The organism is Streptomyces sp. NPDC091271, assembly GCF_044757505.1.
Classification (GTDB): domain Bacteria; phylum Actinomycetota; class Actinomycetes; order Streptomycetales; family Streptomycetaceae; genus Streptomyces.
This window is the reverse complement of record NZ_JBIVVD010000001.1, coordinates 979,854-999,267: the sequence shown is the minus strand read 5'-3', so window position 1 is coordinate 999,267 and position 19,414 is coordinate 979,854. Positions and strand designations below refer to the sequence as shown.

Here is a 19,414-nt window from a genome sequence, read left to right as displayed (position 1 = left end):
GTGCTGCCCTTCCCCGGGTGCCGCCGTGCCCGGCTGCCCCGCTCCCGCAGGCCCTGAGCCGAGCGAGGGATAGCCCCCAGTGACCATCGCGCCAGCCGACCCGGTTTCAGCCACGGAATCCGAAGGCCGCACGACCGACGCGCCCGGGACCGCACTGCTGCGGACCCTGACCGGTCTCACCGCCGATCTGCCCGACACCGACCCCGGACGGGTGGCCGCCGCCGCACTGCGCGGCCGCAACGCCCGGTCGGACGAGGCCGAGCTGCGCTCGCTGGCCACCGAGGCCGCCGCCGGCCTGATCTCCGAGGACCCCGCCTACTCCCGGCTCGCCGCCCGGCTCCTCACCCGGGCCATCGCGGACGAGGCCGCCGGACAGGGCGCTGTCTCCTTCTCCGCGTCGGTCGCCGTCGGACATCGCGAGGGCCTGATCGCGGACCGTACGGCCGAGTTCGTCACCCTGCACGCCGCCGCACTCGACGCGCTCGTCGACCAGGCGCTCGCCGACGGCGCGGACGACCGCTTCGGCTACTTCGGGCTGCGGACGCTGCACAGCCGGTACCTGCTGCGCCACCCGCTCACCCGCGACGTCGTCGAGACCCCGCAGCACTTCATGCTGCGCGTCGCCGCCGGTCTCGCCGAGGACACCTCCGAGCGGGCTCTGGAGGAAGTGGCCGCGCTGTACGGCCTGATGAACCGGCTCGACTACCTGCCCTCCTCCCCCACCCTCTTCAACTCCGGCACACGCCACCCGCAGATGTCGTCCTGCTACCTGCTGGACTCGCCGCTGGACGAGCTGGACTCGATCTACGACCGCTACCACCAGGTGGCGCGCCTCTCCAAGCACGCGGGCGGTATCGGGCTCTCGTACTCCCGCATCCGCGCCCGGGGTTCACTCATCCGTGGCACGAACGGGCACTCCAACGGCATCGTGCCGTTCCTGAAGACGCTCGACGCCTCGGTCGCCGCGGTGAACCAGGGGGGCCGCCGCAAGGGTGCCGCAGCGGTCTACCTGGAGACGTGGCACGCGGACATCGAGGAGTTCCTCGAGCTGCGCGACAACACCGGTGAGGACCAGCGGCGTACGCACAACCTCAACCTGGCGCACTGGATCCCGGACGAGTTCATGCGCCGCGTCGACGCGGACACGGAGTGGTCGCTGTTCTCCCCCGCCGACGCCCCCGAGCTCGTGGACCTGTGGGGCGACGAGTTCGACGCCGCGTACCGTGCCGCCGAGGCCAGGGGGCTGGCCCGCAAGACCATGCCGGCCCGTGAGCTGTACGGCAGGATGATGCGGACCCTCGCGCAGACCGGACAGGGCTGGATGACGTTCAAGGACGCCTCCAACCGCACGGCGAACCAGACCGCCGAACCGGGCCGCGTCGTCCACTCCTCGAACCTCTGCACCGAGATCCTGGAGGTCACCGACGACGGCGAGACGGCCGTCTGCAACCTCGGGTCGGTCAACCTCGGCTCGTTCGTCGCCGACGGCACCATCGACTGGGAGCGGCTGGACGCCACCGTCCGTACGGCGGTGACCTTCCTCGACCGCGTGGTGGACATCAACTTCTACCCGACCGGGCAGGCGGGCCGCTCCAACGCCCGCTGGCGCCCGGTGGGCCTGGGCGCGATGGGTCTCCAGGACGTCTTCTTCCAGCTGCGCCTGCCCTTCGACTCCCCCGAGGCCCGCGCGCTGTCCACGAAGATCTCCGAGCGGATCATGCTCGCCGCGTACGAGTCCTCGTGCGACCTGGCCGAGCGGTCGGGCCCACTGCCCGCCTGGTCCGAGACGCGCGCGGCGCGCGGTGTGCTGCACCCCGACCACTACGACACCGAGCTGAACTGGCCCGAGCGCTGGGACGCGCTGCGCTCCCGGATCGCGAAGACCGGCATGCGCAACTCCCTGCTGCTCGCCATCGCGCCGACAGCGACGATCGCCTCGATCGCCGGGGTGTACGAGTGCATCGAGCCGCAGGTCTCCAACCTCTTCAAGCGCGAGACGCTCAGCGGGGAGTTCCTCCAGGTCAACGCCTACCTGGTGGACGAGCTGAAGAGGCTCGGCGTCTGGGACGCGCGGACCCGGGAGGCGCTGCGCGAGGCGAGCGGCTCCGTGCAGGGCTTCGCCTGGATCCCCGAGGACGTACGGGCGCTGTACCGCACCGCGTGGGAGATCCCGCAGCGCGGCCTGATCGACATGGCGGCGGCCCGTACGCCGTTCCTCGACCAGAGCCAGTCGCTCAACCTGTTCCTGGAGACGCCGACGATCGGCAAGCTCTCCTCGATGTACGCGTACGCCTGGAAGCAGGGGCTGAAGACGACGTACTACCTGCGGTCGCGCCCGGCGACCCGGATCGCCCGCGCGGCATCCGGGACGGCCGCCACCGCCGCCCCGATTCCCGTACAGCAGGCCTCCGCCCCCGACGCGGACGCGATCGCCTGCTCCCTCGAAAACCCCGAGTCCTGCGAGGCCTGTCAGTAATGACCACGTCCGAGAACAAGAACCTGCTCGACCCGGGCTTCGAACTGACCCTGCGCCCCATGCGCTACCCGGACTTCTACGAGCGCTACCGGGACGCGATCAAGAACACCTGGACGGTGGAGGAGGTCGACCTGCACTCCGACGTCGCCGACCTCGCCAAGCTCTCACCCGGTGAGCAGCACATGATCGGCCGGCTGGTCGCGTTCTTCGCGACGGGTGACTCGATCGTCTCCAACAACCTGGTGCTGACGCTCTACAAGCACATCAACTCGCCCGAGGCGCGGCTCTACCTGTCGCGTCAGCTGTTCGAGGAGGCCGTGCACGTCCAGTTCTATCTGACGGTGCTCGACACCTATCTGCCCGACCCGGAGGACCGCGCGGCGGCCTTCGACGCGGTCGAGGAGATCCCCTCGATCCGCGAGAAGGCGCAGTTCTGCTTCCGCTGGATGGACTCGGTCGAGAAGATCGAGCGGCTGGAGACGAGGGCGGACCGCCGGCGCTTCCTGCTCAACCTGATCTGCTTCGCCGCCTGCATCGAGGGGCTGTTCTTCTACGGCGCGTTCGCCTACGTCTACTGGTTCCGCTCGCGCGGTCTGCTGCACGGGCTCGCCACGGGCACCAACTGGGTGTTCCGTGACGAGACGATGCACATGAACTTCGCCTTCGAGGTCGTGGACACCGTCCGCAAGGAGGAGCCGGACCTCTTCGACGACGAACTCCAGCAGCAGGTCACCGACATGCTGAAGGAGGCCGTCGAGGCGGAGCTGCAGTTCGGCCGCGATCTGTGCGGCGAGGGCCTGCCGGGGATGAACACCGAGTCGATGCGCCAGTACCTGGAGTGCGTCGCCGACCAGCGGCTCACCCGGCTCGGCTTCCCCGCGCTCTACGGTTCCGAGAACCCGTTCTCGTTCATGGAGCTCCAGGGGGTACAGGAGCTGACGAACTTCTTCGAACGGCGTCCCTCCGCGTACCAGGTGGCGGTGGAGGGGTCCGTCGGCTTCGACGACGACTTCTAGATCCGCGCCCAGGACCTGATGTACGGGCGCCGCGTGGCCGTGAGCGGCTGCGCGGCGCCTGCCGTTTCCGGGGGTGTGTCCCCTCGGCCCCGTTGCGCGTCCCTCAGTTCGCGGTCGATCCGGCGCTCCCGTGCGAGGCCGAGAAGGGCGGGCAGCAGGACGAGGGCGAAAAGTGCGGCTGTGGCCAGGTAGCTCAGGAATGTGTTCATGGCTCTACTGTCGTCCGCGCGCCAGGATTTGGTCAGTGGCAGGACTGTCACACACCATCGAATTGCTGCCACACTGCCGTCATGCTGAACAATGTCGCCGTCCTGCTGATGGACGAGGTCCATCCCTTCGAACTCGGCGTCCTGTGCGAGGTGTTCGGCCTCGACCGCTCCGAGGACGGCCTCCCTGTGCACGACTTCGCCGTCGTGTCCGCGGAAGGCCCGGTCCTGCGGACCCACGCAGGGTTCACCCTCGGCATCCCCCACGGACCGGAGCGCCTGGAGGAGGCCGACCTCATCGCCGTCCCCGCCGGGGGTCACTTCATCGACCGGGAGTACCCCGAGGAGGTCCTCGATGCCCTGCGCCGGGCCGTGGAGCGTGGCGCCCGGGTGCTGAGCGTCTGCTCCGGCGCCTTCGTCCTCGGCGCCGCCGGACTGCTCGACGGCCGCCGCTGCACCACGCACTGGCGGCACTCCGACGAACTGGCCCGCCGCTTCCCCGAGGCCCATGTGGAGCCGGACGTGCTCTACGTGGACGAGGGCCCGGTCATCACGTCGGCCGGCACGGCCGCCGGGATCGACGCCGCCCTGCACCTGGTGCGCCAGGCGCACGGGCCCGCCGTCGCGAACGCCCTGGCGCGCCGCATGGTGGTCCCCCCGCACCGGGACGGCGGCCAGGCGCAGTACATCAAGCGTCCGCTGCCCCGCACCCGGTGCGACACCGTCGGCGAGACGCTCGCCTGGATGGAGCGCCACCTCGACCAGGAGATGACCGTCGAACAGCTGGCCGCCCAGACCCATATGTCTCCCCGGACCTTCGCCCGCCGCTTCCAGCAGGAGACCGGCACCACGCCGTACCGCTGGCTGCTCCGGCAGCGCGTGCTGCTGGCACAGCACCTGCTGGAGACCTCGGACGAGACCATGGACACGATCGCGGGACAGACCGGATTCGGAACCGCGGCGGCGCTGCGCCACCAGTTCGTACGGTCGCTGGGCACGACCCCCAACGCCTACCGCCGCACCTTCCGCGGCCCGGCCCTGATGCGGGAAGTCGCCTGATCCGTACGTGATCCGGCGTCCGGCCGATTGTCCAAGCACCGCCCGGGCCCGTCCATGGACTGCTGCCCGGGCGGCGGACGATGGTCTGGCGCATGGACATACACAAGGCAGGACGAAGGACCGCCGTGGCGGTGGTGGCCGCGCTCGCCGCCGCACTGCTGCCCTGGCAGAGTGCGGGAGCCGATGAGGCCCCGGCCGCCGCTCCTCCGCCCCAGGTGCTGCCCACCCTGCGTGACTGGCAGGGCGGCGAGGGGGAGTTCACCCTCACGGGCCGGGCCCGGATCGTCACGCAGGGCAGAGCCGACGCCCGCACGGCCGCCGACGCCCGCCGCTTCGCGGGTGAGCTGACGGCCCGGCCGCCGGTCTCCGACGGCGGTGCGGACCGCCGCGGCGACATCGTGCTCCGCCAGGAACCGTCCCTGAAGGACGAACTGGGACCGGAGGGCTACCGGTTGGTCGTGGGCGACCGGGTCACCGTCACGGGCGCGACCTCGACCGGTGTGTTCTACGGGACCCGGACCGTCCTCCAGCTGCTCGACGACGACGGCCGCGCCACCCGGGGCTCGGCGACCGACGTGCCCGCCTACCGGGAGCGCGGGGTCGGTGTCTGCGCCTGCTACGTCAACGTCTCCATCCCGTGGTTCGAGCGGCTGATGAAGGACATGGCGTCCCAGAAGCTCAACCAGCTCTGGATCGAGGCCAAGGTCAGGAGCGACGTCGACCCGGAATCGGCGTTCTGGGGCTACTACACCAAGGACCAGGTCCGCACCCTGGTCGCGATGGCGAAGAAGTACCACATCGAGCTGATCCCGGAGATCAACTCCCCGGGCCACATGGACACCTACCTGGAGAACCACCCTGAGCTCCAGCTCAAGGACAGGTCCGGTACCTCCTCCCCGCCCAGGCTCGACATCTCCCGGCCCGAGGCCCTGGAGTACTACACCTCGCTGGTCGACGAGGCGCTCGAGGTGTGGGGCGGCGACGTCTGGCACATGGGCGCGGACGAGTACATGATCGGCTCCTCCTACCCCGACCATCCGCAGCTCGGGGCCGCGGCGGTCGCGAGGTTCGGTGAGGACGCCACCCCCGACGACCTGTTCGTCGACTTCATCAACCAGGTCAACGCCCATGTGAAGGCCGACGGCCGGTCCCTGCGCATCTGGAACGACGGGCTGCTGGGCAGGAACACCGTCGTCCCGCTGGACCGTGACATCACCGTGGAGCACTGGCTCGGCGGCGGCGCCGTCCAGCAGCCGTCCGCCCTGCTCGCCGAGGGCCGCCCGGTCATGAACTCCGCCTACGCGCTCTACCTGGTGCGCGGCGGGTACACCATGCAGACCCAGAAGCTGTACGAGAGCGACTGGACGCCGCTGCGCTTCGAGGGGCAGACGCTGCCCGCCGGCGCCGACAACCTCACCGGTGCCAAGATCAGCCTGTGGCCGGACACCGCGTCCGCCGAGACGGAGAACGAGGTCGAGGAGAAGACCTTCATGCCGTTGCGCTTCATCGCCCAGGCCACCTGGGGCGGCCCGAAACCCAGCGGGACGTACGCCGGTTTCGAAGCCCTGGCGCGGAAGGCGGGCCACGCCCCCGGCTGGTCGAACACCGACCGCACCCCTCTCCCCGACGGTACCTACCGGCTGACCGCGGGCCCGAAGTCGCTGGCCCCGACGGCGGACGCGGGAGCCGGGCTGGCCAGGGGCGGCGCCGCCACCTGGACGCTGACGGCGACCGCCGACGGCTATTACACGGTCCGCTCCGCGGGGAACGGCCTGTGCCTGGACGCCACGCGCGGGAAGAAGTACCTGGGCGCGCCGCTGGAGGTGGGGGCGGAGCTCTCGCTCGGGGCCTGCTCGGCGACCGCACGCACCCAGCGCTGGCAGCTGGACTCCACGGCGGGGTCGCTGGTCCTGCGCAACGCCGTCTCGCAGCTGAGCCTCACGGAGCGGGCGTCCGACGGCGCCGCGGTCCAGACGGTGCGGGGGACCTCCTTGCGGGCTCGCACCGCCTGACGCCCCCCGGCTTCCCCGTCGCGACGGAGCCCCGTCCGGATGCGTATCCCGGACGGGGCTCCGTCGCGCGAGGTGCGGTCACCGCGTGCGTACGCTCAGATGCCGCACTGCGAGGCGGACCAGAAGTGGCTGGGCCCCTGGTTCACGTGGATGTGGTCGCTGTGCCCGGCGTAGCCCGGGCCGAGGATCCCGTTGAAGCCGTGGTTACGGGCCTGCTGGGCGATGGTGCACAGCGAGTGCGGTCCGGAACCGAGGTCGACGGCGTCACCGTACAGATGACGGCTGTTCGTGGCTCCGCCGACCGCCGAGTTGCAGGAGGTCGACCTGAAGCCGCTGGTGACCCGGAGGGGCTGGTCGCCCAGCGCGTGCCGAAGGGCCTGCAGCTTCCACATGCTGCTCAGGGCGTTGGCCTTGGCCGTTCCCGCGGCGACCGCACCGCCCGCCCAGGTGCTGTTGCACGTGTTGAGCTCGGGGTAGGTGAAGTTGACGGGGGTGCAGTCGTCGTCCTGGAGGGCGTAGAGCTTGTTCTGCGTGGCCGGCCCGGCGACCCCGTCGGCGGCGAGGCCGTACGCGGACTGGAAGCGCTTGACCGCGGCCGTGGTGGCGGGGCCGTAGGAGCCGTCGATGGCGAGCACGGAGTTGTATCCCGGATAGCCGGCCACCCGGATCTGGAGCTGGGTGACGTCGTTGCCGGTGGCGCCGGACGACAGGGTGCGGGTCCAGGTGAAACAGCCGTCGGCCTGCGCGGTGCCCGCGGTGACGACGGCGCCGCCGATGGCGAAAGCCATGGTCATGACAAGGCCGAGCAGCAGATGTGCGGTACGTCTGAGCATGGGGGTCTCCCTGCACGGTGAGGCGTAGAGGCGTGGCGTGGGGACGAGCCTGGCGGACGGGTCGACGCGCGTCAACTACGCGACGGAGAACGCTGGTTGACGAAGCCTTTCGTCCGCCCACGCCCCCGGCCACGGGAAAGGGCCCCGCCTGCGGCGGGGCCCTCCTCCGAACAGGAAGGGGAATCAGTCGTTCGGGACGACCTCGTAGCGCGGGGTGCCTTCGGCCATCTCCTTCAGCGCCGCCTTGCGGTCGCGCTTCGAGAGCCGGTCGATGTACAGGTAGCCGTACAGGTGGTCCGTCTCGTGCTGGAGGCAGCGCGCGAAGTAGCCGCTTCCCCGGACCTTCACCGCGTTGCCCTGGGCGTCCTGACCGCGCACGACCGCGTAGTCGGGGCGCGCGAGCGCGGCGTACGCCGTGGGCACGGAGAGGCAGCCCTCGTTGGAGTCGTCGAGGTTGCGCTGCTCGGGGGCGAGATCCTCCAGCACCGGGTTACAGATCGCGCCGACGTGGCGGACGCCGTCGTCGTCCGGGCAGTCGTAGACGAAGACCTTGCGGTCCACGCCGATCTGGTTCGCTGCGAGGCCCACGCCCTGCGCGGTCCGCTGGCTGGCGAACATGTCGTCGATCAGCCGCGCCAGCTCGTCGTCGAACTCGGTGACGTCGGCGCACTCCTTGTGCAGAACCGGGTTGCCGACCACCGTGATGGGGCGGGACGTGCCGCGCTCTCGGTGCGCCGCCTCGCGCGCCTCGCAGTCCTCGGTGTCCACGAGGAATCCCTCGTCGTCCACACCGGTCTGCTCGTCCGTCTCCTGCTGCGACATGTCCGCCGTTCGCCTTCCTGCAACCCTGAGCCGTGAGTACCCGCACCGGAATCGGTGCCCGTACAGCCTACGGGCACGGATCAGCAGACTTCTTCCAGATCCCGCCACTCGCGGCTGTCCGGGCTGTCAGCCACCCAGCCGTCCAGCAGACCGCGCACCAGCCCGGCCGGGGCCGCTATGCCGCACTCACGCTCCGGCACCCAGAGGTCACCGGCGGTACGGTGGCCCAGGGGCCCGGGGTGGCCAGGCTCACTGTGGTCGTGCGGGTCCTGGTGTTCGCCGTCGCCCTCGTCGCTCTCCATCCGGCTCTCCGAACACGCGCGGCAGAGCAGCCGCACGGAGGACGACCAGTCCTCGGCGGCGAAACCGGCGTCCGAGGCGAGCTTCTCCAGCGCGTCCCGGTCGGCCTCGGTGGCGGCCTCCAGGAGGACCACCCAGGTGGGGACGGGTGACGGCGCCCACAGCTCGATCTCGTCGAAGACCGGGTACGAGGGCCCGGCCGCCGTGATCCGCTCGCCGTTCGGCACACCGTCGTGCAGGACGACCTCGCCCCAGCGGCGTCCCGAGGACGGCAGCGGGATCGACAGCACCTCCAGCCGGGCGGGGTCCAGCCTGCGGCCCCAGACGACCTCGGCCTCCCCCTCGGGCGAGAGCCGCACGGCAGCGCTGCCCAGCTCCATGCCCGTGGGCTCGCTGTTGGCCGCCGCGTTGTGCTGACCGCTGCCCGGCACCCGCAGCCCGTAGGCCTGCCAGGCACGGCGCGCCAGCGGCCAGTCCTGCAGCGCGGTGGCGGCGATCCCGACGTTCCACCAGTCCGGGGCCCCGGACTCCCGGTCGAGCAGGGCGACGGCGCGCAGGCCCGCGGCCCTCGCCTGTTCCCAGTCGTGCCGGAACTTGTGCAGCAGCGCCAGATTGAACCAGGACTCGGAGAGCCAGGGCTCCAGGTCCGCCGCGCGCGTCAGCAGCGCCCCCGCGTCCTCGTACCGGCCGTCGCCGATCAGCGTGAACGCGCGGTCCGTGGCCTGCCGCCAAGAGGCGGACGGCCGATGCCGTACCTTCCCGAAGATCCTCACGATTCCCGCCTGTCCCGACTGGACACCCTCGTTTTCCGCTCTCTTCGCATCCAACCATGCCCGGCAGGACGCCCGCTCATTACCCATGGGTTACCCCGCCCCGGCAGGGGCGGGACCGCCCCGCGCCAGGACTCTGGCCAGTGCTTCCACCACCTGTGGCTGGTAGTCGCGCCCGGTGCCGAGCCTGAGCTGCTCCAGGGCCCGCAGGGACCCCTTGACGCCTTCCCCGCACAGGTCGTCGTACGCGTTGACCGCACGGACGATCCTCGCGGAGGTCTGCTGTTCCCTGTACGGATCCGCCTGCTGCTCCACCACCACGGCGACCGCGGGGTCCACACCGGTCTGCCGGACCACCGCCCCGCCGAGCAGCGCGATCCTGCGCTGCTCGGCGGCCGGGAGGACGGCCGTCGCCCCGGCCGCCACCGGGTCGACCAGCGAGAGCTGCCCGATGTCGTGCATCAGCGCCGCGTACTCCAGCACGGTCAGCTCGGGGCCGGTGAGCCCGAGCTCACGCCCGACGGCCGTCGAGAGCCCGGCCACCCTGCGGGCGTGCCCGTGCGGGGTGTAGCCCGCGATCTCGGTGGACCGGGCCAGCGACGCGATGGTCTGCCGGTAGGTCGTACGGACGGCGGCGTACCTGCGGAACGAGACCTGGGTGAGCAGCAGCGGCACGCACAGGACGGGCAGGGCCCACAGCCCCGCGACGGCGACCCCGAGCGCCATCACCGCACCGGTCGCGCAGACCGCGGAGCCGATACCGCTGAGCGCGCGGAGTTCGTCGCGGAGCTGCGGCCCGTACGGGCGGGAGGTCCCGGCCGTGAGAGCCGCGAGGACGGCGTCGCAGAGGGCGGTGAGCACCAGCAGCACGAGCAGGAACAGCGCGAAGTACGGCCCCTCGCCGAACCAGCGCCCCGACAGGCCGGCGTGGTGGAGCGGCTGGAAACACACGGCGGCGAAGGCCACGGCCAGCACACGGCGGGCCGCCTGGTCGGGCCCCGGGCCGCTGCCCCGCGCCATGTGGGGCACGGAGGCGAGCAGCTGCGCCGCCACGACGACGGTGATCACCTGGAGCACGCCGTGCGCCGTCTCCTGTCCCGCGCTGCGCCCGAGCAGCGCGTACGCCAGTGCCCCTGCCGCTCCCAGCGGCGCGGGCTCCCGCTCACCGGGCAGGGCGCCCCAGCGGGCCAGCTCACCCACGGTGACCAGGACTCCGAAGGCGAGGGCGTGGCCGGGCTCGACGACGCCGTTCCACAGGGTGTGCCCGAGCGCGACGGCCGCGAGGACCAGGGCGGCGCCACGGACCGCGCGGACGGCCGGCGACGGGCGGAGCGGGTTCACCGGGGCCGCCCGGGCCGGTCCGGCGACCCCGTGGCGGGCGGCCGCGCCGCCCGCTGCCGCGGCAGCCCGGCCGGCTCCTCCTCCGAGGTGACCGTGTTGGCCGCTGCGGACCAGCCGTGGCGCTCCAGGGCACGCGCCAGCGCGCGGACCATGCGCGGGTCGAACTGGCTCCCCGCGCAGCGCCTCAGCTCCTCCACGGCCACGGGGACGGGACGCCCGCGCCGGTAGGAGCGCGTCGAGGTCATCGCGTCGAAGGCGTCCGCGACGGCGACGACCCGGGCGAACTCGGGGATCCGGTCCCCGGCGAGGCCGTACGGATAGCCGCTGCCGTCGAGCCGCTCGTGGTGGTGCAGGATCGCGGCGCGCGCCTCGTCCAGGAAGCCGATGCCCCGGACGATCTCGTGGCCGTACTCCGGGTGCAGCTCGATGACACGGCGCTCCTCCGGGGTGAGCGGCCCGTCCTTGCGCAGGACCCGGGTGGGGACTCCGAGCTTGCCGACGTCGTGCAGGATGCCGGCGAAGCGTAGCGCTTCCATCCGGTCCTCCTCCATGCCCAGTTCGCGGGCGATCAGCTCGGAGGCGCGGCCGACCCGCTCGCTGTGTCCTCGGGTGTAGCCGTCCTTGATGTCGACGGCCTGGACGAGCGCCCTGATGGTGGCGCGGTGAGCGGCGTGCTGGCGGTGGTACTGCGCGAAGACCCAGCAGGAGATGTACATCGGCAGCAGGACGACCAGCGCGGACAGCGGACCGTAGGAGCTGTGCCACAGGACGGCCATCATCAGCCCCGCGAGCGCGTGCACCAGGTGCGGCCCCACGGAGCGGGCCGGCAGTCCGCGCCAGGCGTGCCTGCCGGCCACGCGCTCGGCCGTGACGAGGATCGAACCGTCCAGCGCGGCCAGCACCAGACTGAACACGAGAGCCGCCGCACAGGCCGGGAGGAGGGCGTACGGAAGATCGGGCGCTGCACCTCCCGACGCCCCGCCGAGCGTGGCGGGACCGCCCAGGCGCGCGTACGCCCATGAGGCGGCCCCCACGGTCAGCGCGAGCTGGGCGGCCCGCCAGACGCGGCGGGCCGCGGCGGGAGGGCGCTCCACCCGGCCCGCGAGCGCGCCGGGTACGGCGACGAGCGCGGCGGCGGACGGAGGCAGCAGGAACGCCGCGGCGAGCAGCAGGGGGAAGAACGATCCGGCACCGATCGGCACGGAGCTGCCGAAGAAGGGGCAGCGGCCCGGAAGTTCACAGGCCAGGTAGAGCGCCGCGAGGAGCGCGAGGGTGCCCCAGGGCGTGGAAGCCCCCGGGGACAGCGCGGGAAGGACGCAGAATACGGCGCCGACCGCCGCGCACAGGATGTGGACGCGTGCCGCCCCCGGTGTGCCCCTCACCCGAACCGCCCGCCCCCAGCCTGGTCAATGGAGGCGCCAGGCTAGCGAGTTGGGGGTCGACCGTGGCCCGAACGGACCGGATTAGCACATTCGGGTGACACGACCGGGGTTCAGCGCGCGGCGCGCCGACGGAGAGCCGTCACTCGGCGGTGGCCGGACGGTCGGCGCCCACGGACACGTCCTGCTCGGGCACGGCGTGCCCGGAACGGATCAGGTCGATCCGCCCCATCACCTTCGAGCGCAGGTCGGCCGGGACGTCGTCCTGTCCGCAGCAGCGCTTGACCAGCTTCTTCACGGCCTGCTCCAGGCCGTACTTCTCCAGGCACGGGGAGCACTCCTCGAAGTGCACCTCGAACTTGGTGCAGTCGCCCTCGGGCATCTCATGGTCGAGAAACTCGTAGAGATGATCGAGAACCTCTGAGCAGTCCGTCTCGTGCGGCTCTCCGCAGCTCATGAGGCCGAGCCTTTCCTGTCGTCCGACTCACCGGCTCCGGCCGGGACGAGCCCGCGCTCACGCGCGTAGTCCTCCAGCATGCCGCGCAGCTGACGGCGTCCCCGGTGCAGCCGTGACATCACCGTACCGATGGGGGTCCCCATGATGTCCGCGATCTCCTTGTAGGCAAAGCCCTCTACATCGGCGAGATACACGGCGATGCGGAACTCTTCGGGGATCGACTGCAGCGCGGACTTCACATCGGAGTCCGGCAGGTGGTCGAGCGCCTGGGACTCGGCCGAGCGCAGGCCGGTCGACATGTGCGACTCCGCACGTGCCAGCTGCCAGTCCTCGATCTCCTCGGCGGCGCTCCGCTGGGGTTCGCGCTGCTTCTTGCGGTACGAGTTGATGAAGGTGTTGGTGAGAATGCGGTACATCCACGCCTTGAGGTTCGTGCCCTCACGGAACTGGTGGAAGGAGCCGTACGCCTTCGCGTACGTCTCCTGCACCAGGTCCTCGGCGTCCGCGGGGTTGCGCGTCATGCGCAGCGCGGCCGAGTACATCTGGTCCAGATATCCGAGGGCGTCCCGCTCGAAGCGCGCGTTGCGCTCGGCAGTCGTCTCCTGCGCACGGCCGTCGTCGGTCCCTGTGTCGGTCCCAGTGACCGGACCCACCTCCTCCAACGATGTGGCGGAGCCGAAACCGGACCCGCTCGCATCGGAGAATAGTCGACCTTGCTTCTGGGCGGGCTGTCGATCGGCTCCGCCCGGGGCGCGCGCCGGAGTGCTCTTGGCCGCGTGAAGCACCGTCCACTCCAGTTCTGCGGCGTTCGAGCGGCTCGGGCAGATGGTCGAACCCATGCGACGGACTCCCTCTCCACGTACGACGTTGCTGTACCGACACCAGCCACAACAGCCGCCCCTCATGGCGCATTCCCGGGGGCTGGGCGCGCTCCGGGAGTGTGAGGGGAACAACGTCGTCAGGAGAGTCCGTCGAGCCACCCGGCAACCGCACCGGCGAGGTCGTCCATCGCCTGATCCTGGGTCAGCGGTGCCTTCTTCGGTACGGCGAAGCCATGATCCGCGTACGGCACCTCGACGAGCCCGTGCTCCCCCGGGGGGAACTCCTCCGGGCGTCCGAAGGGGTCACGGCCGCCCTGCACCACGAGGGTGGGGACGCCCGCGCCGAGCAGCTCGTCCGCGCGGGACTTCTCCGGCTTGCCCGGAGGGTGCAGCGGGAAGCTGAGGGCGAGGACCGCGCGGGCGCCGAGCTCCGCCGCCGTACGACAGGCCACCCGGGCCCCCGCGCTGCGTCCCCCGGAGACGACGGGAAGCCCCGGGGCCCTCAGGGCCGGCCACAGGCCCCGCCAGCCGGTGTCCAGGGTCCGGGGGGCGGGCGCCAGCTTCTTCCCGGCCACCCGCCAGGGCTGCTCCACCAGGGCCACGGTCACCCGGTGGTCCGGCAGCACGGCGGCCAGGGCCTGGAGGTCACGGGCCTCGATGCCACCGCCGGCGCCATGGCTGACGGCGAGCACCAACCGGGCCCTCTTCGCGGGGAGCCAGGTGATCCTGGCCTCACCGGCGTCCGTGCCGACGCTCTCGGTCTTCCGCTCTGTCGCTGTAGTACGGCTCACAGCACCCATCCTGCCGGGTCAGAAGAGCGTGCTCTCCTCCGGCGCGGCCAGCTCCTCCAGGAGCTCCGGGCCGTTGTTGCGGACGTTGCTGACGGCGGTGGCGACCGGGTAGGCCCGCATCAGCCCGCCGGGCGGCGGCTCCAGCAGCGGCTTCAGCTCCTCGACGCCGGTGAGCGAGGGGTCGAGCCAGTCGTCCCAGCGGTCCGGGGTCAGCATCAGCGGCATCCGGGGGTGGATGTCGGAGAGCGACGCGGGCCCCTCGACGGGGGCGACGGCGAGCGGCGCCGTCTCGGCCTCTGTGGTGATCACCGAGCAGGTCACCCACCAGGCCCCCGGGTGGTCGTCGGGGAGAGTCCGGTCGCGCCAGAACTCGTACAGGCCCGCCATGGCGAAGACGGAGCCGTCGGCGGGCGTCACGAAGTACGGCTGCTTGCGGGGCCGCTTCTTCCTGCCCTTCTCCTCCAGCTGACGCTCGTCGGCGCCCGTGACCCACTCGTAGTAGCCGTCGGCGGGCAGGATGCAGCGCCTCGACACGAAGGGTCGGCGGAAGGACGGCTTCTCGTGGACGGTCTCCGCGCGGGCGTTGATCATGCGGGCGCCGCCCTCCGGTGACTTCGACCAGGACGGCACGAGTCCCCATTTCAGGGCACGCAGCTGGCGAACCGGCCGCTGGTCGTCCGCGTCCTTAACAGGACGGTCCAGAACCGCGTAGACCTCCTTGGTCGGCGCGACGTTCCAGTCGGGCTCCAAGGTCTCCGTGGGTTCCCATTTCTCCACGCCGAAGAGCCCGGCCAGATCCTCCGGCCGCCGGCTCGCTGCATACCGTCCGCACATAAGTGCCAGACTGCCACGACCCGCCAGCCGAGTGGATGCCGATTCCCTCCAGCACCTCAAGGAGCCGCCCTCACCATGGACAGCACCGAGCTCGGCGATCTGTGGGATCGCGTCTTCGGAACCCAGCCCGCGCCCGAGCAGTGGCTGGTGGTCGTCACGGCCACGGCGGCGCTCGTCGCGGTGGTCCCGAACCTCATATGGCGGCTCTCACGCAACGCGATCACCATCGCGCACGAGGGAGGGCACGGCCTGGTCGCCCTCCTCACCGGGCGCCAGCTGTCGGGCATCCGGCTGCACTCGGACACCAGCGGCCTCACCGTCAGCCGCGGCAAGCCCACCGGCATCGGCATGATCCTCACCGCGGCGGCCGGCTACACGGCGCCACCGCTGCTCGGCCTCGGCGGTGCCTGGCTGCTGACCAACGGCCGGATCACGCTGCTCCTGTGGCTGGCGACGGCGCTGTTGGCGGTGATGCTGGTGATGATCCGCAATCTGTACGGGGCGCTGACGGTCATCCTCACGGGTACGACCTTCCTGCTGGTGTCCTGGCTGACCTCGGCCGACGTCCAGTCGGCCTTCGCGTACACCGTGGTCTGGTTCCTGCTGCTCGGCGGCGTACGCCCGGCGTTCGAGCTGCAGTCCAAGCGCAGGTACGGCGGCGCCCCCGACTCCGACGCCGACCAGCTCGCACGGCTGACGCACGCGCCGGCCGCGATCTGGCTCTTCCTCTTCCACGCCGTGTCGCTCTGCTCGCTGATCGGCGGCGGACGCTGGCTCCTCGGACTGTGAGGACCGCCTGATCGGGTGCGGTCGGGAACCCGCCTCTATCACCCTTGTATTACCCCCCGGTTTCGTCCCTTTTGTTCAGGATCTGGGATTGCGCTGAGCCACTAAAGTGAGGGGCATGACCGAAAGTTCCGTGCACCCCGCCCTCTGGCCCGCCCCTCGAGCGACCGGGGCCGTCGACGCGACCGTCACCGTGCCCGGATCGAAGTCGGTCACCAATCGCGCCCTCGTCCTCGCCTCGCTCTCCTCCGAGCCGGGCTGGCTGCGCCGCCCGCTGCGCTCCCGCGACACCCTCCTGATGGCGCAGGCGCTCCGCGCGATGGGCGTCGGCATCGAGGAGGGTGTGGGCCCGGACGGCTCGGGCGAGGCCTGGCGGGTCATCCCCGCCGGTCTGCACGGCCCGGCGCAGGTGGACGTCGGCAACGCGGGAACGGTGATGCGTTTCCTGCCGCCCGTGGCCTGCCTCGCGGACGGCCCCGTCCGCTTCGACGGGGACCCGCGGTCGTACGAGCGCCCCCTGCACGGCGTGATCGGCGCGCTGAAGTCCCTGGGCGCCCGGATCGACGACGACGGCCGGGGGACACTGCCTCTGACCGTGCACGGGGCGGGCTCGCTGGACGGCGGACCGGTGTCCATCGACGCCTCCTCGTCCTCCCAGTTCGTCTCCGCGCTGCTGCTGTCCGCACCCCGGTTCAACCAGGGCGTGGAGGTGCGCCACACGGGCTCGACGCTGCCCTCGATGCCCCACATCCGGATGACCGTCGACATGTTGCGCTCGGTCGGCGCCCAGGTCGACGAGCCGGAGTCGGGCGGCGAGCCGAACGTCTGGCGGGTCTCCCCCTCCGCCCTGCTGGGCCGCGATCTGACCGTCGAGCCCGACCTCTCGAACGCCCAGCCGTTCCTGGCCGCCGCGCTGGTGACCGGAGGCCGCGTCACCATCCCCGACTGGCCGCTGCGGACCACCCAGCCGGGTGACGCGCTGCGCGAGATCTTCACCGCAATGGGTGGCGCGTGCGAGCTGACCGAGCGCGGTCTCACCTTCACGGGCTCGGGCTCGGTCCACGGCATCGACGTCGACCTGGGCGAGGTCGGTGAGCTGACCCCGGGCATCGCGGCCCTCGCCGCCCTCGCGGACTCCCCGTCCACCCTGAGCGGCGTGGCCCACCTGCGGCTGCACGAGACGGACCGGCTGGCGGCGCTCACCAAGGAGATCAACGAACTCGGCGGCGACGTCACGGAGACCGCCGACGGCCTGCGGATCAACCCCCGCCCGCTGCACGGCGGCACCTTCCACACGTATGACGACCACCGCATGGCGACCGCCGGCGCGATCATCGGCCTCGCCGTCGCCGGGGTGGAGATCGAGAACGTCGGCACGACGGCCAAGACCCTGCCGGACTTCCCGGACATGTGGACCGGCATGCTCGGGGAACCCTCCGGCGCCGTCGGCGTCTCGTCCGGGGCGCTCGGCGCTCCGGCCGGCAGGCGCGGGGTCTGAGGACATGCGCCGCTACGGGAAGAACCCCGACGAGGACGACATCCGCGTCCGCCCCAACCCCAAGGGCAACCGGCCCCGTACGCACACACGCCCGAAGCACGAGGACGCCCAGGACGGCATGGTCCTCACCGTCGACCGGGGCAGGCTCACCTGCCTGGTCGAGGACCGTACGGTGACGGCCATGAAGGCCCGCGAACTGGGCCGCAAGGCCGCAGTGGTGGGCGACCGGGTCTCCCTGGTGGGTGACCTCTCCGGCGCCAAGGACACCCTGGCGCGCATCGTGCGGATCGGTGCACGCACGTCGGTGCTCCGCCGCACGGCGGACGACGACGACCCGTTCGAGCGAGTGGTCGTCGCCAACGCCGACCAGCTGGCGATCGTCACCGCGCTCGCCGACCCGGAGCCCCGCCCGCGCATGATCGACCGCTGTCTGGTGGCGGCGTACGACGGCGGGCTCACCCCGCTCCTGGTGCTGACCAAGTCCGACCTGGCCTCGGCGGACAAGCTCCTGGAGGCGTACACCCCGCTGGGTGTCCCGTACGTCGTGACCAGCCGCGAGGAGCTGGAGAACGGGGACGCCGCCGAGGGGGTTCGGGAGCTGCTGAACGACCGGGTGACCGCCTTCGTCGGTCACTCCGGGGTCGGCAAGACGACGCTCGTCAACGCGCTGGTACCGAAGGACCGGCGGCGGACGACCGGAGTGGTCAACGCGGTCACGGGGCGCGGCAGGCACACCACCACGTCGGCGCTCGCCCTGCCGCTGCCGGACGGCCGCGGCTGGGTGGTCGACACCCCGGGCGTACGGTCGTTCGGGTTGCACCACGTCGACCCCTCCCGGGTGATCAACGCCTTCCCCGACCTCCAGCCGGGCACGGAGAACTGCCCGCGTGGCTGCACCCACGACGGCCACGAGCCGGAGTGCGCCCTGGACGCGTGGGTCGCGGAGGGCCACGCCGACCCGGCACGGCTCGACTCCCTGCGGAGGCTGCTGGCGACCCGGGAGCGGCGCGAGGGCGACTGAGCCACGGCGCCGCCCGACTCGCGCACGTTTGCGGGCTCCCACGGTTGGTAAGGGCATAATCGCGCAAGCGAGACGAAGCATCACCTACGTGGGAGGCACCTGACGATGGCGTGGTTGCTGGTCGTGGTCGCTGGACTGCTCGAGACCGGCTTCGCCGTGTGCCTGAAGCTCTCGCACGGATTCACCCGGCTCTGGCCGACGATCGCGTTCTGCGCGTTCGCCCTCGGCAGCTTCGGCCTGCTGACGCTGGCCCTCAAGAAGCTCGACGTCGGCCCGGCGTACGCGGTGTGGACGGGCATCGGAGCGGCGGGGACGGCCATCTACGGGATGATCTTCCTCGACGACGTGGTCTCGGCCCTCAAGCTGGTGTCGATCTCGCTGGTGATCATCGGTGTGATCGGTCTGCAGCTGTCCGGTTCCGCGCACTGAGCGCCGGCGCCGGCACCAGCGTGTAGGAGACGGCGAGCCGGAGCGCGATCTCGCAGCTCAGCTCCAGCGCCGCGGGGTCGCGCGGCGAAGATCCTCCCTCGAGCGCGGCCACGGCACGGTCCCTGACGAGCGTGAGCAGCTCGGTGGCCGTGGGCAGTGGCGTGTCGGTGCGCCTGTCCGCGGGCGGGTTCCCCGGTCTGGGTAAGTGCTCCCCCCAGACACCGGTGAGCAGAGCCTTGACCAGGACGTTCGCGCGGGCCGCCCGGACCGTCCAGCGAGCGAGTTCCGCCGGCCCCTCCCCTCGCGCTCGGGCGGAGCCGAGCGCCTGTTCCACGCCGGCCAGATAGCTGTCGGCCGCCCGATGGATCAGCGCGCGGGCCAGACCGTCCTTGCTGCCGAACTCGTTGTAGAGGGTCTGCCGGGAGACCCCCGCCCGGGCCGCCACGTCGACCATGCGCACGGCCGTCCAGGGCACGGTCGAGAGCACCGAGTGTGCGGATTCCAGCAGTGCTTCTCGCGCCGATGGCATCGTCGCCTCCCACGCCGGGGACCTGCGCATCAGA

General features: G+C 71.5%; 19 protein-coding genes. 8 read left to right on the top strand and 11 right to left on the bottom strand.

Going from position 1 to position 19,414, the window contains the following annotated elements; translation table 11 throughout:
• Positions 1-79 precede the first annotated feature (79 nt).
• Positions 80-2,476, top strand: coding sequence for a ribonucleoside-diphosphate reductase subunit alpha (locus ACIQM3_RS04860; RefSeq protein WP_401618797.1), 2,397 nt, complete (start codon positions 80-82; stop codon positions 2,474-2,476).
• Complete coding sequence (locus tag ACIQM3_RS04855; RefSeq protein ID WP_401618794.1) at positions 2,476-3,492, top strand: ribonucleotide-diphosphate reductase subunit beta; 1,017 nt, start codon at positions 2,476-2,478, stop codon at positions 3,490-3,492. Before ACIQM3_RS04860 ends, ACIQM3_RS04855 begins: the two co-directional genes overlap by 1 nt.
• Here the strand turns inward: ACIQM3_RS04855 and ACIQM3_RS04850 are convergent.
• Positions 3,489-3,701: a hypothetical protein gene (locus tag ACIQM3_RS04850; protein ID WP_401618791.1), complete on the bottom strand. Its 213-nt coding sequence runs from the start codon at positions 3,699-3,701 to the stop codon at positions 3,489-3,491. The genes ACIQM3_RS04855 and ACIQM3_RS04850 overlap by 4 nt on opposite strands.
• Before the next feature lie 81 nt (positions 3,702-3,782).
• On the opposite strand from ACIQM3_RS04850, the gene ACIQM3_RS04845 reads away from it, so the two are divergent.
• Both ACIQM3_RS04845 and ACIQM3_RS04840 read left to right on the top strand, forming a co-directional pair.
• The gene (locus ACIQM3_RS04845) at positions 3,783-4,757 is read left to right on the top strand and encodes a GlxA family transcriptional regulator (protein ID WP_401618788.1); all 975 of its coding nucleotides are present in this window, start codon (positions 3,783-3,785) and stop codon (positions 4,755-4,757) included.
• 92 nt (positions 4,758-4,849) lie between these two features.
• Positions 4,850-6,769: a family 20 glycosylhydrolase gene (locus tag ACIQM3_RS04840; protein WP_401618785.1), complete on the top strand. Its 1,920-nt coding sequence runs from the start codon at positions 4,850-4,852 to the stop codon at positions 6,767-6,769.
• A 95-nt stretch (positions 6,770-6,864) separates the two neighbouring features.
• Here the strand turns inward: ACIQM3_RS04840 and ACIQM3_RS04835 are convergent, their stop codons facing one another.
• From ACIQM3_RS04835 to ACIQM3_RS04795, 9 genes are all read right to left on the bottom strand, one after another.
• Positions 6,865-7,602 (bottom strand): D-Ala-D-Ala carboxypeptidase family metallohydrolase, encoded by a 738-nt coding sequence (locus ACIQM3_RS04835; protein WP_401618782.1) that lies wholly within the window; start codon positions 7,600-7,602, stop codon positions 6,865-6,867.
• Between the two features lie 183 nt (positions 7,603-7,785).
• Positions 7,786-8,424, bottom strand: coding sequence for a peptide deformylase (gene def, locus ACIQM3_RS04830; protein ID WP_401618780.1), 639 nt, complete (start codon positions 8,422-8,424; stop codon positions 7,786-7,788).
• Between the two features lie 80 nt (positions 8,425-8,504).
• Positions 8,505-9,497 (bottom strand): tetratricopeptide repeat protein, encoded by a 993-nt coding sequence (locus ACIQM3_RS04825; RefSeq protein WP_401618778.1) that lies wholly within the window; start codon positions 9,495-9,497, stop codon positions 8,505-8,507.
• A gap of 90 nt (positions 9,498-9,587) precedes the next feature.
• Positions 9,588-10,835 carry an HD-GYP domain-containing protein gene (locus ACIQM3_RS04820; RefSeq protein WP_401618775.1) on the bottom strand — a complete coding sequence of 416 codons (1,248 nt, stop codon included), beginning with the start codon at positions 10,833-10,835 and terminating at the stop codon, positions 9,588-9,590.
• A complete protein-coding gene (locus tag ACIQM3_RS04815; protein WP_401618772.1) occupies positions 10,832-12,217 on the bottom strand; it encodes an HD-GYP domain-containing protein in 1,386 nt (461 codons plus the stop codon). Before ACIQM3_RS04815 ends, ACIQM3_RS04820 begins: the two co-directional genes overlap by 4 nt.
• Before the next feature lie 139 nt (positions 12,218-12,356).
• Positions 12,357-12,671 (bottom strand): mycothiol system anti-sigma-R factor, encoded by a 315-nt coding sequence (gene rsrA, locus ACIQM3_RS04810; RefSeq protein WP_393763422.1) that lies wholly within the window; start codon positions 12,669-12,671, stop codon positions 12,357-12,359.
• On the bottom strand, positions 12,668-13,324 hold the full coding sequence (locus tag ACIQM3_RS04805) for a sigma-70 family RNA polymerase sigma factor (RefSeq protein ID WP_033298180.1): 657 nt from the start codon (positions 13,322-13,324) through the stop codon (positions 12,668-12,670). The genes rsrA and ACIQM3_RS04805 overlap by 4 nt, the downstream gene beginning before the upstream one ends.
• Before the next feature lie 305 nt (positions 13,325-13,629).
• The gene (locus ACIQM3_RS04800; protein WP_401618769.1) at positions 13,630-14,292 is read right to left on the bottom strand and encodes an alpha/beta family hydrolase; all 663 of its coding nucleotides are present in this window, start codon (positions 14,290-14,292) and stop codon (positions 13,630-13,632) included.
• Positions 14,293-14,301: 9 nt separating this feature from the next.
• Positions 14,302-15,117, bottom strand: coding sequence for an SOS response-associated peptidase (locus ACIQM3_RS04795; RefSeq protein ID WP_401618766.1), 816 nt, complete (start codon positions 15,115-15,117; stop codon positions 14,302-14,304).
• Between the two features lie 75 nt (positions 15,118-15,192).
• Here ACIQM3_RS04795 and ACIQM3_RS04790 point away from each other — a divergent pair, with 75 nt between their 5' ends.
• From ACIQM3_RS04790 to ACIQM3_RS04775, 4 genes are all read left to right on the top strand, one after another.
• Positions 15,193-15,906 carry a M50 family metallopeptidase gene (locus tag ACIQM3_RS04790; protein WP_401618763.1) on the top strand — a complete coding sequence of 238 codons (714 nt, stop codon included), beginning with the start codon at positions 15,193-15,195 and terminating at the stop codon, positions 15,904-15,906.
• Between the two features lie 115 nt (positions 15,907-16,021).
• Positions 16,022-17,401 (top strand): 3-phosphoshikimate 1-carboxyvinyltransferase, encoded by a 1,380-nt coding sequence (gene aroA, locus ACIQM3_RS04785; RefSeq protein WP_401618760.1) that lies wholly within the window; start codon positions 16,022-16,024, stop codon positions 17,399-17,401.
• Positions 17,402-17,405: 4 nt separating this feature from the next.
• Positions 17,406-18,422: a ribosome small subunit-dependent GTPase A gene (gene rsgA, locus ACIQM3_RS04780; RefSeq protein ID WP_401618757.1), complete on the top strand. Its 1,017-nt coding sequence runs from the start codon at positions 17,406-17,408 to the stop codon at positions 18,420-18,422.
• Positions 18,423-18,527: 105 nt separating this feature from the next.
• The gene (locus ACIQM3_RS04775) at positions 18,528-18,851 is read left to right on the top strand and encodes a multidrug efflux SMR transporter (RefSeq protein ID WP_329232667.1); all 324 of its coding nucleotides are present in this window, start codon (positions 18,528-18,530) and stop codon (positions 18,849-18,851) included.
• Here the strand turns inward: ACIQM3_RS04775 and ACIQM3_RS04770 are convergent.
• Positions 18,808-19,380, bottom strand: a complete 573-nt coding sequence (locus ACIQM3_RS04770; RefSeq protein WP_401618753.1) for a TetR/AcrR family transcriptional regulator — start codon at positions 19,378-19,380, stop codon at positions 18,808-18,810. The genes ACIQM3_RS04775 and ACIQM3_RS04770 overlap by 44 nt on opposite strands.
• Between the last annotated feature and the right edge of the window lie 34 nt (positions 19,381-19,414).